Source organism: Bradyrhizobium sp. MI1.11, assembly GCF_055811255.1.
Map to the genome: position 1 here is coordinate 1 of NZ_JBVVPM010000103.1, position 12971 is coordinate 12971.

A 12971-nucleotide genomic window follows, 5' to 3' on the forward strand; every position below is an offset into this window, starting at 1 on the left:
TTCTCCATGGAACGGTCCTTCCTTTGTGGCGCCTCTCTACGCGACCACGTTAGGCACTTTTGATGCCGGTTCGAAGGGCCGTTCCACACCATCACTTTTGATGAAGTTCAAGCGTCGGCTCGCGTTGGTTTCACAAAGGAATCAATATGATGCAGCGAGCCCTACGTCCGTCCGCCTTGGTCCCTCGCGGATTTGGCGTGGAAAGCGCCTTTTGTGATGGCGCTACGACCGTGATCACCGTACGCGCCACGAGCGGGACGAGTCTCTGTCCTAGCTGCGGGACCAGTTCTGGGCGGATCCATAGCCGATATCAGAGGCGCCTAAATGATCTGCCGCTGGCGGGGCGGCAGGTTCGCCTGGTGGTCGTGGCGCGCCGCTTCCGCTGCGTTACTGTTCTGTGCGGTCGGCGTATTTTCACCGAGCGCTTCGACGAGGGCGCTCTGGCACCGTGGGCGCGGCGAACGACCCGGCTCGATCTGATCGTCCATCACCTTGGCCTTGCCTTGGGTGGTCGCCCGGCGGCGAGTTTTGCCCGTCGACTTATGCTGCCCGGGAGCAACGACACATTGCTTCGGGTGGTTAGAAAGCGCGGGTGTCCGCTTCTTTGCTGCGCCGAGCGTTATCGGCATCGACGATTGGGCCTGGCGGCGCAATCAGCGGTACGGAACGATCATCTGTGACCTCGAGCGGCGACGACCGATCACTCTCTTACCCGACAGAGAGCCAGCCACTGCGCAGGCCTGGCTCGCGGGGCAGTCACAAATCGCTGTGGTCGCGCGCGACCGCGGCGGTGGATATGCCCTTGCTGTGGCCAAGGCACTCCCGCACGCTACCCAGGTCGCCGACCGTTGGCACCTCATGGAGAACGCGAGCCACGCCTTCCTGGATGCGGTTCGCAAATCCATGCGCCAGGTACGCATCGCGGTCGGCTCCGCCACCATAAATCCCAACTTAATGACCGCCGCCGAGCGCATTCAATATGAGGGCTATCTTCGGCGAGAAGACACGAACGCGGCAATTCTCAAACAGGCTGAGACCGGCGTCTCCATAAAGGAGATCGTACGGCTCACCGGCCATAGCCGGGGCCTCATCCGCAGGGTATTGCGAGGTCAGCGATCCGACGTGTTCAGGGTGCGCGAGAGCTCGCTCGAGCACTACCTGCCATGGCTGGATGTTCAGTGGGCCGCGGGCCATCGTAATGGCGCCGACCTTTGGCGTCGCCTCAAGGCGCGGGGATTTAGAGGCTCGGTGCGAGTCGTTGCCGAATGGGCGACACGCCGTCGGCGTGCCGAAACGGCCGATGCTCAGAGCCTGCAGCGCGTACCATCTGCGAGAACGATCGCCCGCCTGATGACCAATGGCCGCGATACGCTATCAAAGTCAGAGACCGTCACCATTGCGGCGATTGAGCAAGGCGTTCCTCTCCTGGTGGAAGCTCGAGAGATCATAGCCGCTTTCCATGCGATGATCCGAAAGAAGGCTCACGGAGAGCTTGAACCATGGTTGGAACGAGCATGCGCAAGCCTCGTCATGTCTTTCGCCAACGGCGTCATCAAGGACAAGGCCGCCGTCAGCGCAGCGATCACGACCTCCTGGTCCAACGGACAGACAGAGGGCCAGATCACCAAGCTCAAACTGGTCAAGCGCCAAATGTACGGACGCGCCAAGCTCGACTTGCTGCAGGCTCGGCTAGTCGGTGCCACATGACCAGTGCTGCACCATAAATGCGTCAGAGCCCCTTTTGGATGCCGATCACCCCGAAAACGGGGTCCTTATTCCATGCCGAAACACACCGTTCTCCCGGTGGCCTGTTCGTGCTGCACGCCACGGCGCTACCCGATAACCCCTACGACGGTCACACGCTGCGGGACGCCATCGACCGCACCGAGACACTCACCGGCTGCGCGATCGAGCGGGCCTATGTCGACAAGGGATATCGTGGCCATGACACACAGAACCCGCGCCGTGTCTTCATCTCCGGCCAGAAGCGCGGGGTCTTCGGTATCATCAAGCGCGAACTACGCCGCCGCTCCGCCATCGAACCCATCATCGGACACCTGAAGGCCGATGGTCACTTCGGCCGCTGCTACCTCAAAGGCCGCGCCGGCGATGCGGCCAACGTCATCCTCTCAGCAGTCGGCCACAACTTCCGCCGCATCCTCGCCTGGCTCAGAGTTCTTTGGCGCCTCTTCCTGGCCACCCTCATCGCTGCCATCAGCGACCGCTCATCGCTGCAATCGGCTTCTTAACGGACGACTGGTCAAGGAGACGGTGCCCAACCCGGCGGACACCAACCGCTTGTTCAGGGTTTCCAGGCCCCGGAGCGTGCGTATCGCTCATGATTAATCTAGCGGATGAAGGAGCGTCCGCATTCATATCGAAGTGAAACAGCCGGCCGGTTCCTTCAGGGATGATCGCACCCAAGCCGCAGTCTGTTGGGCAAACCGTCCTCCCCGAAAAGGGCTACCTCATTCCAAAGCGACCACAATGCTTCTTTGCAGCGCAATTCGGCTAAGGGATTATTCGAATCACTCCCACCATTTCAAAGCAGTCGTGACGTTTGAGGATATCGAAAGCGCACTTCCCGGATTGACCGGCTTGTTCTAAACGTCCCCATTAGCTAAAGTAGCCGTTCAGGTAATCTGGTTCAAACGGACGGGCGGCTGTAGAGACGACGGCGGAAAGAGCTGAACTCGGCAGTGGATCATTTCTTCATCTTGACGCTATGCGCGCGATAGACAACTGGACACCTCTCCTGGCGACGCGCAAGTCGACGACTTTCATCCCCGCGTCGGTGCCCCGAACCGAGAAGCTACTCAGGCCACCCCATCTGATTTTGCCAGCGCCGTTGATTTCGACGGCGTGAAGGCGGGCCCCACCCCAAAGGCCCTCATCCAAACCTGCCGGCCTGTTGCGCGAGCCATCGATCCATCATTTCAGCCGGTGGTATCCCATGGGTACGATAGCCATCCAGGGAACGACTGCAGTTGTATCGCTCGAGCCAGAGCTTCAGTTTTGTCTGAAAGCAATCCAAGCTTAAACGATCCTCCTTCGCTCGCCGACCGCGAAGGAACTCAGCGCACACGATCTGGCGGAAACGCTCACCGAACCCGTTCGCATTCACCGGACGCAGTTTTATGGAATGGCTCACCTCGCCACTCGCGACAGTGGACGCGTACGGTCTCGCGTCGCGGCAATTAATTGCAATCCTTTTGTTGGCGATCACCTCCCTCACGACGAGTTCACGCTCGCTGTAGAAGGGGATGACGACGTTTTGCATTAAATCGGTCAGAGCTTGCGAATGCCCGCAGACACTCAGCGTAGCAAACGCATAAGCGCAATAGGTATCGACGACGAAACACAGAAGGATCTTGCCTGCCCCATGGACGCGGCCGGCGGCCAGGATGCTCGCGCAGAGCACCTCCCCGGGGGCCTGACTTTCACGGTAACGCTCGCGAAAGCTAGGGTTCTTGGCTTCGATGAAGGCGGACTGTTCGGGCGTGAGCCTGAGAAATCGCCCGGCAGCGAGCGCTTCAAGCACCAGCCAACGCTGACGGCGGGAGCCTAGGCCGCGCTCTTTTAAAAGTCTCTGCACTGTAACCGCCGATAGGTTCACGCCCTCGCTCTGGAGCAGATCTTGCAGACGATTGCAACCATATGCGGGATGCTGCAACGCGAGGGCAGCAATTTTAACTGCCGTCTGCGGTGGGGTCGTCTGAGGGTGACTATGGTGAACCGGCGGCCGGTCCCGCAACCCATGTATGCCTTGCGTCTGGAAGCGGCGACGCCACGCGTAGAAGCTCGTGCGGTCAACCCCACAATGACGGCAGGCCTTAACAACGCTGCCCAGCGTCATTGCCAACTCTAGGACATCGAGTCGCCAATGTGCGCGCATCATCGACATGTCGAGCATGGTGCTGTCTTCTCGGGTTTTGAGCGACTTCCTGAGACAGTGTGTTGAAATCCTTGGAAGTACGCTAAATGCTTACTTTTCCTCTGCGCAATCGGCCCGTCATGACAGCATTCTCACTCGAGCCTGAGGGAGGCGTCTGTCAGACGTAGCCCAAATCTACTCAGTCAGAAGCTGACGTTCGAACAGCCGCGCTGCAACTACCTTCCTTTGTAGGCTTACGCCCAACGCGGCTTCCATGGTGATCGACCGCCGCACGACAGAACACGAGGTATTCCCGACACCTGGACCACGGCGAGGGAGACGAAGCCACTCGCCATGGAGACGTGAGGTGATCTCCATCGCGCAGACTTGGTTCGGCATTTGATATCTGATCTTTCCGCATGGCAGCCTAACCCCGGAAGACGCTCCACCTATCGATGCGGAAACTTTGTTCGGACAACCGGGACCAGCTCTGTACCGGCGTCTCAGAAGCGGGCCGCACGGACTGCTCGTCGAGTGCTACGCCGCTCGTCTCGTCGAAGAGAGGCTCGTTCGGCATGCCGGTGGCGTTGCCTCTACGTAATTGGCGGGCTCCTGAGTTGGATCGCAGGCCGTCGCTATAAGCTGGCCGATATCTTATTCTTGAAAATCGCGCGCAAGGCATTTCTCGATTCCTGCGCTGACGAGACCAACTGCTCGCGGTCTCGAAACAGAACTGCCGGCGTCTGCTGACGCTCGGTCTTGATCTAATTTCGGACGCTGCGTCGCGTCAAACGCCTTGGTCGGTCACTTGCTGTACCCGGGTAGCTTGCGGTATCCAGGCCCGAACCGCTTAGCAATGTCCTGGAGCTCGATCTCATGTGCGTGGCGACCTGCTATTCCGGACTCCGTGGATAGCGCATCGTGCTCGCTTAGGGATCCGTCTTGACCCTGAATGCGGATTTCAATGATCGCGCGCAGTTATTCCAATCTGATGCACGAAGAAGGCGCTTGCAAATCCCGCTATTAGACGAAGGTCTTGTGGACCATCGCGATGGGGCATCAAAGCCTACTGATCAACATCTAGGACTCCAGTGCGGGCATCGAGCCGCCGCTCATGAAACCGGTGATAAAAGGTGACTTTGTCGGCGAGGGCTTGGCGCATACTGCAGGCCACCACGCGCCGGCCATCGACATGGTGCTTGGGACATGAGCCCAGGCACGCTGGCATCATCCGGCAGCGACTGCACCCATAGCTCTGGAAGGGGTTGAACTCCCCAAATGGCATCTCAACCGCCGTCGCGTCCCGCAGTGTTCGATCCATATCGCCCGGTTGAATGCGCGCGAATGTCGACTGGGAGGTGCCCACAGCGGGGATACACTTGCCGAGGTTACCGTGTGGATCGATCGTAAATGAGTTGCGTAAGACCGCAGTGCAAGGGTAGCGCTTGGGCTGCGGCATGCCGAATACCATGTAGCCCTCGAACTCGAGGAAGCGACGAAAAGCCAGCTCCTCCTTGGCAAACTCAGTGTTGGTGAAACAGTCGTGTGGCACGCAATCCACCAGTCCTCGGCTGGTATTGATAAAGCCGAGACGGAAATCAATGCGCTGATCGACCACTCCGTGGCTCTTGAAGAGGCGAACGACGTATTTGGCCTCTTCGATGTTTTCCCGATCCACGTTGATGCGGATCGTGAGGGACCCCGTGGCCTGAACAATGTCCTTCAAGTTCTCGGCCAAAAAGCGGTAATGCGCCTCAGCCTCCCCGAGGGGAACCTGGCGGCGAGCAGAATAGGTCTCGGGCATCCCGTCGAGGGATATCTGCAGCGCCTTGATACTAAGTTCCGGAAGGGCGGCAATCTTTCCCGGCGTCAGAAGAACGCCATTCGTCAGCATCTCAGCATAATAGTCGACACCGCTTTCTGCGCAGATCGACTTGAGTGCGCGCGTCATGGCGTTGATTGCGGCATAGGCGATCAGTGGCTCGCCGCCGAACCACTGGACGACTAACTGACGACTTCGGTTCAGCTTGCGACGGACGAACTCGATGATACCCTGCTGCATCTCTTCCGATACGATCGTCGTCTTCGGCGTATTGCGCTGAAAGCAGTAGCTACAGTGCTGATTGCAAGCCATGGTCGGCGCGATGGTGATAAAAAGGCGTGAATCGTCGACCTTCCCGTGACGAAGCCGCTCCTCCTGCTCGCCAAACTCATCCACCTCCTTCGGCACTAGAAAGCCAAGTGTTGCGAGACAGCTTACAAGCTCGTGATCCGGCGTGGCGTCCTCATGCTGCAGACTATTGAAGCAGCCTTGTATTATAGCCCAGCCAGCTTTATCCAATTCAAGTGTCTGACCGTTGCTCGCGTTGAACAGCACCGTCGTTTCCTCCGCCTCACGCAGGGGCATGTTGAAGCTCGACGGTTTCCAATTTCGCGTCGTCGTCATGGTCGTGGCGCTCTCCACTAGCTGATTCTCACGCCCGGCTTATCGTTGAAAGGACACAACGGCGCCGTGGCGTGAACGGATCCATAGGAGAAATATGCGTCTCGGTAGCACCGGCCCCTCTCCCATATGCACGTCTCGAAGGAGGGACAGGTCTCGCAACTGGACCCCGCAAACCGGTCGCGGCTCGGATGGATAAAGTCGAGCAATCGGCGCTCACTCCAGATTTCCCGCAACGATTGGCGCCGCGCGTCGCCGACCAGGAACGGCTCCTCGTAAGCCATCTGCTCGCATAGGAATGCGCCGCCGTCGGGACCTATTCCGAGAGCGTGCCATCCTCCTCCACAGCCGATCCGCTGGCTCCAGATCTGTCGCTTGCGCTCCGGCGTAAGCTCTCCAGTTGCCGTGGGGAGCCTAGACAGATTTTCGTTTAGCTTAATGTCCGGATACTTCGCTCGGATTGTCTCAAATTCGCGAGCAAGCGTCGTGTGATGCGCGCCTGTCACGAACAGATCGTCGCTGTGGCGGTGGAATGAGCGCGTATAGCGCACAAAACTGAAGGTTCTAGCGCCCCGAGGATAGAAGAAATCGACGATCTTCTTCGGTTGATCGACATTTAGTCCAGTAATAACTGCTTTTATAATGGGATGTATGCCGAAAGCCATGAAGCTTTCGAATGTGCGCGCCGTCAGTTGCGCGCGGCTTTTCTTCACCTGCAAAATGCGCTTATTAACAGCCTCGTCAGCGGCATCGAAGCTAAGCTGCACCGGCCGCTCAATCACATCATTGATCTTCTCCTTGAAGCCAGCATCGACTAGTCTCGCGACCGAATCACGGTCCATAAGTGCTTTAGTTGATAAGAGGAAGAGCATCTCGTGCTCGACCAACAGATTGAGGAAATCCAGTCCATCTCGCCGCGCCAAGGTGTCACCATTGTCAGGTGAGCACATGCGCACCCCCATCGAGGCCGCTTCCTGGATCAGCTCGCGCCAGCGTTCAAGACGCATCTCTTCACCTGCTTTTACGCGTCGGTCGGCGTAGCAATAAAGGCAGTCAGTTTGACAGCGATGGGTGAAGACAGTGTAGAGGTTGATTGGTGCCTTCAGGCGAAATCGAGTCTTCACGCCTTGCATAACGCGCGAATGTGCCTGCGGATCGATGACAAAGCAGCGCGGGTCAAAACGGATCGCTTTTGTGATCGGGACATCGGCAATCTCCAGGATGCCGTTAGCACCAATACCCACGGGTGATACGCTCGCGCGCACCAAAGTGTCGACGCTTGACAGCGTCTCGATGAGGCACCCGGCCACGGCGCTCGGAAAGAGGCGGTGGAACAAGTTCTCGATCTCAGAAAACCGCGAGATGCCGTCCATGAGTGACAAGGCGAACCCCTGAAGCGGGGTGAGGAAATGGATGTGCGTGTTGATGTAGTCCAGAGGATAGAGAATTGGCCGACACCCATCTCGCGTGAAGACGAAATCTCTGCGCACCGCGACAAATTGGTCTGGCTCGATGGAAAGTGTCGCCATCATAACACGATCTCTCCGCACTCTCACCCCGGGTTGCCGAGTCCTCTACCAGACGAGGCCGCCATCTGGAGCGTTTGCCCCAGGTGGCACCCAGTCCACTGCTGGCTTACCAGCAGATCATACAGGGACAGACAGTACAGCTGCCACAGCCCGCCCCCTGAAGGGGCTCGGCGAGCGGCGCACCGTCAGCAGGGACAAGATTGACCTTGAGACCCTTCTTCTTGATCAGGGTCTGCATCTCCTGAATCAACTTGGCCGATTCGTACTGCTTAATCAGCGTACCAGGATCGTAGTCGCCGCCTTTCACAGGAACTGTATTGTCTTCAAGCGTCTTCATTTGCCATCTCCATCAGAAGTATGGGCCTACGCCCGCAGCTGATTACGCTATTCGTAGATGAAACGCTTTGACAGCAATCAACATGACTCTTAACCATCTCTGCTGACAGACGTGCGCGCTGCGGCGGCAGCTCGCCGATGCCCGTCGAAGATCGTTGGCTGAGCCCCCGGGAACGAGTAGTGTTCGTGATCAGACCACAGCGGAGCCGTACCGAGGGTCACTTTCCATCATGAACAAGTCGCGTCGGAGGATCTCCGTATTGGCTTCAGTTCTAATGGTATGTGCAGCAAGTGGGATATGCGGCTGTAGGAGATGGCATCGGGCACAAAAGCCACCCGATGCGCGGCTTGCACTGGATGCGCACTACCCAGGACTGCCGCCAGATGCGCAGCATCGATATCTCACTCTTCCGTTGGATTACGCAGATGAAGGCAGCGGACGTTTTCGCGCGTTTTATGTGCTCAGCCCTGACTTCAATCCCAATGGTCCTGTTGTTTTCTTTCTAACAGACGGGCAAATGGAATTGGTAGGCTCGGAGATGAATTTCTCTTTCTTTGGGGAGCAGCTTCCTGGAGTCTCTTATGTGCTGATCGGCCATCGTGGCCATAGCCCCATGCTGTTCCCCGAGGTATACATAGACGGCAAGCTAGACCTGCGCCGCGCAATGAACCTCTATGGCTCCTGGCAGCGTGTTGAAGATGTCGAGCGAGTAAGGCGGGACATGGTTTCCGCAAAACTGCTTCCGTCAGACGGACGCATAATGATCTTCGGAGCCTCGGGCGCGGGCGTGCTCGCGCAGCAGTACCTGCAGCGATATGGAGAATACGTTACTCGGGCATTGCTGGCCACTACCGGAGCGCCGGACTTGGCCAGCCAGCACGGATGGACCTACGCGCGCAACTTCGCTGAGGTCGACCAGGAAGCTGCTGCTTCCCTATCCAAAATTGCTACGCTTGAGAATGGCACGCGGGCAGACTTCGCCTATATGCTCTTTCAACTCGGGCGCCAAGGACAGTCGGGCTTGGCAACGCTTCACAAGATCGTTCACCGGAAGCAAAGCCACCCGTTCTTGTGGTATGCTTGGTATGAGCTGCACTCGAGCGTCAGTTGGGCACTCAACCGCACACTGCTAGGCCTTCCTACTGCTGATGCCGCGAAGGTGCGGATGTACGAGCTTCTTGGAAGCGATCTACAGAGTGCGACCTTCTCATACGGCTATGATCTCCCACTCTACGTTTGGTCCGCAGAAATCCTGACGGATTTTCTGCGTCAGCATGCGCTCCTTCCAAATCTGCAATTGGATCGGAGCCGTTATCAGGGGGAGGTTTTGATCATCGCGGGAAAGGACGATGTCGTATTCTCTCCGGCAATAGGGAAGGCCATCGCATTGGCCTATTGCAGGGCCCGCTTCCTGTTGGTTCGTGGTGGCCACCGGTTGGAATTGGACAACGAGTACCAGCGTGCCGTTCGCAGAGCCTTCTTCATTCACGGCCTACACGCACGCGACACAGCGTCGCTCCTGGACAATCCTCCAACTCCCGTAGAGCAGCTGGCGGACCCACAATGAGTCGATCGCTCATGTTTCGATGTCATTCGGCCCTTTAATTGCGGTTTTTTGCAAGCTTCCTTTTGAAGTCTCCAACGGCACGACGGTAAGCTCGTGCTTGTCAGAGCTTGCCAAGGTTGCGGAGACGGCGCGAGCGCGGCTTAGCTGGGCATTGGATCGCAACGCTGCTGCAGACAGCGAAGATGAATAATGTCGAACCGTTCGCCTGGCTCACAGAGCTGGCCCCGCAAATTCGGACAGTAGCTTGAGTGGATTTTCTGCCTGAGAGCGGCGAGGATTCTTGCCGCGAATCAGGAGCGAAGATGACGAAGAAGAGCCGCCGGACGCATTCTCCGGCATTCAAGGCGAAGGTTGCTTTGGCTGCGGTCAAAGGCGACAAGACGCTGGCGGAGCTGGCGCAACTGTTTGATGTTCATCCGAACCAGATCACGATCTGGAAAAACCAGCTCCTGGAGGGCGCCGCCGGCGTGTTTGGGCATGACAAGACATCGGCCGAGACGCCGGTCGATTTGAAGGCGTTACATGCCAAGATCGGCGAGCTGGCGTTGGAAAACGATTTTTTGTCCGGCGCGCTCACCAAGGCGGGCCTGCTGAGCGCAAAGCAATGATCGACCGCGGTCATGATCTTTCTATCGTGCGCCAGGCGAAGGTCCTGAAGCTGGCTCGCAGCACGGTCTACTATGAACCTCGGCCAGTTTCGGCCGAGGACCTTGCCTTGATGCGTCGGCTCGATGAGCTGCATCTCGATTATCCCTTCGCGGGAGCGCGTATGCTGCGATCGTTGCTGCGGCGGGAGGGCGTATACGCCGATCGCCGCCACTCGCGACGCTGAGGAAGCGCATGGGGATCGAGGCGGTCTATCGTCGCCCGAACACGAGCAAGCCGGCACCGGGTCACAAGATCTACCCATACCTGTTGCGCAGATTGAAGATCGAGCGGCCCGACCATGCGTGGGCGATGGACATCAACATTCGGATGCGGCGTGGCTTCGTCTATCTCGCGGCGGTCGTCGATGTGTTCAGCCGACGGGTCCTGGCCCATCGCGTCTCGATCACAATGGAGGCGGCCTTCTGCGTCGAAGCGGTCCAGGAGGCGTTGGCGAAGCACGGCAGGCCCGAGATTTTCAACACGGACCAGGGCAGCCAGTTCACCAGCCTCCAGTTCACCGATGTGCTGCTGGACGCGAAGATCGCCATCAGCATGGACGGCGAGGGCGCTTGGCGCGACAACGTGTTTGTCGAGCGGCTCTGGCGCACGGTCAAATACGAAGAAGTTGTGTGCTGTGAACGTCACTGTTCGAAATATGAACGGTGGCGATGCTTTATCGGAGATGAGGGTAGGCCCCTCGAAGTCGGCTTGCAGGAGCAGGCTTCAAACCGCCACGAGCTGCACTGGTCAAGAGCCATTGTGGTGAACGTCGATGGAAAAGGCGGAGCAAGACTCCGTCAGGTGAGGTTCAAGGAGACGAACGGAAGTAAACCGCTGATGACGTGTCGAAACGTATCAAACGACGTCGAAACCGGGACCCAGACTTCTGTCCCGCGAATAAAGATTGAGGGGAGCCTGTCTACTGCTCAATCGGCGTCCGGCATGGAGGCGGCGTGACCTTGATCCAGGCTTTGGTAAGGAACTCAGGAACCTGTCGTCCCGATGCCAAGGGAGAAGCTCAAGCGGATGGACTCCGCGAGGGCGAGAGTACCGATGCGGGACACAGGGGCGGAGTCGCTCGTAATAGGAATGAAGGCTCTGTAACGGAGCTGGACCGAAGGGGTGACGTCGCCCGGCTTTATTATGTTGGCAACCTGCAAGGGGAGGACCAGCGTGGATAAAGCAAGACCGTTTAATATTTCCAAGCGCGAAGTATGGTTGGCTTATAAGCGAGTGAGGGAAAGCCGCGGGGCGGCTGGCGTCGACGATCAAACGATCGCGGAGTTCGAGAGGGATTTGAGTAACAACCTTTATCGGCTCTGGAATCGAATGTCGTCGGGCAGCTACATGCCGCCACCGGTTCGTCGAGTTGACATACCGAAAGGGGACGGACGGGGAACGAGATCGTTAGGTATCCCGACCGTTTCTGACAGAATCGCCCAAATGGTAGTCAAGCGATATCTTGAGCCCGTCCTGGAACCAGTGTTCCACGATGACTCCTTTGGATATCGTCCCGGTCGGTCGGCGCATGATGCGTTGGCTGCGGCACGGCAGAGATGCTGGCGCTTTGACTGGGTGCTCGATCTCGACATCAAAGGCTTCTTCGACAACATCGACTGGGAGTTATTGATGCGAGCGGTGCGTCGTCATACCGACTGCGCATGGGTGCTGCTCTACATCGAAAGATGGCTGAAGGCACCCGTGAGCATGCCGGATGGCGCGCTGGTCAGCCGAGAGAAGGGGACCCCGCAAGGGGCAGTCGTCAGCCCAATCTTGGCAAACCTTTTCCTGCACTATGCGTTCGATCGTTGGATGAAGGAAAATAATCCAGACATTCCGTTCGAGCGCTACGCGGATGATGCCATCTGTCATTGTCGCAGTGAGGCGCAAGCGCTTTCATTGCGGCAAGCGCTGGAAGCGCGGCTTGCGGCGTGTAAGTTGGAATTGCATCCGCAAAAGACGAAGATTGTGTACTGCAAAGACTCGAACCGACCGAACGGTTATCCGGAGCAACGCTTCGGTTTTCTGGGCTTTACGTTTCGACCCCGACAATCGATGAATCGCGCTGGAAAGCTGTTCGTCAGTTTCTCTCCTGCGGTCAGCGACAAAGCGGCCAAGGCGATGCGCGAAGACGTGCGTCGCTGGAAGCTGCATCATCGCAACGATCTCGACTTGGAGAAAATCGCCCAATGGGCACGGCCTATTCTTGTTGGCTGGGTCAACTATTACGGGCGTTTTCATCGTTCGGCGCTTCGCAGGGCACTGCGCACAGTAGATCCATTTATCGTGCGCTGGGCACAGCGGAAATACAAAAGACTTCGGGGACACGCAAAGCGAGCGTGGGGCTGGTTGCGCGGGGTCAAATCCCGCCAGCCGAACCTGTTCGCCCATTGGTCCACGGAATCTCCGGTTGGGGCGATAGGAGCCGGATGAGTCGAGAGGCTCACGTCCGGTTCTCGGAGGGCGTGGGGGTGGGATTCCCCCGCGCTACTCGACTATCTCCGCGCCTACGACAGCGTGTCCGAGGCGCGAGCGTCAATTGCCAAGTATCTGGCCTTCTACAATCAGGGACG

The 12971-nt window shown here is 58.0% G+C and carries 6 protein-coding genes and 3 pseudogenes; 5 read left to right on the forward strand and 4 right to left on the reverse strand.

Annotated elements, in window-relative coordinates; genetic code table 11:
• Positions 1 to 149: 149 nt before the first annotated feature.
• Positions 150 to 1707, forward strand: a pseudogene (locus AC0L30_RS41350) (ISL3 family transposase).
• Between the two features lie 86 nt (positions 1708 to 1793).
• A pseudogene (locus tag AC0L30_RS41355) lies at positions 1794 to 2249 on the forward strand (transposase); the annotation flags it as partial.
• A 641-nt stretch (positions 2250 to 2890) separates the two neighbouring features.
• On the opposite strand, the gene AC0L30_RS41360 reads toward AC0L30_RS41355, so the two are convergent.
• The 4 genes from AC0L30_RS41360 to AC0L30_RS41375 form a co-directional block, all read right to left on the reverse strand.
• A complete protein-coding gene (locus AC0L30_RS41360; protein ID WP_473309215.1) occupies positions 2891 to 3913 on the reverse strand; it encodes a helix-turn-helix domain-containing protein in 1023 nt (340 codons plus the stop codon).
• Between the two features lie 1027 nt (positions 3914 to 4940).
• Positions 4941 to 6320, reverse strand: coding sequence for a radical SAM protein (locus AC0L30_RS41365; RefSeq protein WP_473309214.1), 1380 nt, complete (start codon positions 6318 to 6320; stop codon positions 4941 to 4943).
• A gap of 17 nt (positions 6321 to 6337) precedes the next feature.
• Positions 6338 to 7849: a radical SAM protein gene (locus tag AC0L30_RS41370; RefSeq protein ID WP_473309213.1), complete on the reverse strand. Its 1512-nt coding sequence runs from the start codon at positions 7847 to 7849 to the stop codon at positions 6338 to 6340.
• Between the two features lie 103 nt (positions 7850 to 7952).
• A complete protein-coding gene (locus AC0L30_RS41375; protein ID WP_473309212.1) occupies positions 7953 to 8183 on the reverse strand; it encodes a hypothetical protein in 231 nt (76 codons plus the stop codon).
• A gap of 412 nt (positions 8184 to 8595) precedes the next feature.
• Between AC0L30_RS41375 and AC0L30_RS41380 the strand changes: the two genes are divergently transcribed.
• The 3 genes and pseudogenes from AC0L30_RS41380 (at position 8596) to ltrA (ending at position 12831) form a co-directional block, all read left to right on the forward strand.
• On the forward strand, positions 8596 to 9750 hold the full coding sequence (locus tag AC0L30_RS41380; protein WP_473309211.1) for a hypothetical protein: 1155 nt from the start codon (positions 8596 to 8598) through the stop codon (positions 9748 to 9750).
• Between the two features lie 302 nt (positions 9751 to 10052).
• Positions 10053 to 11025 (forward strand): annotated as a pseudogene (locus tag AC0L30_RS41385) (IS3 family transposase); the annotation flags it as partial.
• Between the two features lie 546 nt (positions 11026 to 11571).
• Positions 11572 to 12831, forward strand: a complete 1260-nt coding sequence (gene ltrA / locus AC0L30_RS41390; protein WP_473406668.1) for a group II intron reverse transcriptase/maturase — start codon at positions 11572 to 11574, stop codon at positions 12829 to 12831.
• Positions 12832 to 12971: the final 140 nt, after the last annotated feature.

Coding starts and splice junctions, on each gene's coding strand:
- AC0L30_RS41365 (WP_473309214.1), bottom strand. CDS start 6,320: ATGACGACGACGCGAAATTGGAAACCGTCGAGCTTCAACATGCCCCTG.
- AC0L30_RS41360 (WP_473309215.1), bottom strand. CDS start 3,913: ATGCTCGACATGTCGATGATGCGCGCACATTGGCGACTCGATGTCCTA.
- AC0L30_RS41370 (WP_473309213.1), bottom strand. CDS start 7,849: ATGATGGCGACACTTTCCATCGAGCCAGACCAATTTGTCGCGGTGCGC.
- AC0L30_RS41375 (WP_473309212.1), bottom strand. CDS start 8,183: ATGAAGACGCTTGAAGACAATACAGTTCCTGTGAAAGGCGGCGACTAC.